Origin of the sequence: Nocardioides antri (assembly GCF_008373765.1) — a bacterium.
Classification (GTDB): Bacteria; Actinomycetota; Actinomycetes; order Propionibacteriales; family Nocardioidaceae; genus Nocardioides; species Nocardioides antri.
This window is the reverse complement of sequence record NZ_VUJW01000202.1, coordinates 1-280: the sequence shown is the minus strand read 5'-3', so window position 1 is coordinate 280 and position 280 is coordinate 1. Positions and strand designations below refer to the sequence as shown.

Annotated in this window: 1 protein-coding gene; it reads left to right on the top strand. The window is 45.4% G+C overall.

The genetic code is table 11. The features are described 5' to 3' along the window. Positions 1–45: 45 nt before the first annotated feature. On the top strand, positions 46–280 hold a 235-nt coding region (locus tag F0U47_RS23015; protein WP_281291030.1), incomplete at its 3' end, for a helicase-related protein.

Sequence of the window (280 nt, the reverse complement as noted above, 5' to 3'; positions counted from 1 at the left end):
TCTATGCATCAGCGTGACTTTACTGTATCTGCTATGCATGGAGACATGGATCAACGTGAGCGTGAAGTGATCATGAGGCAGTTTCGTACTGGCTCTTCTCGTGTCTTGATCACCACTGATTTATTGGCACGTGGTATTGATGTACAGCAAGTTTCCTGCGTCATCAACTATGATCTGCCATCCAACCGTGAAAATTATATTCACAGGATTGGACGAGGTGGACGTTTTGGTCGTAAGGGAATTGCTATCAACTTTGTGACTGAAGCTGACAGGAGAGCAC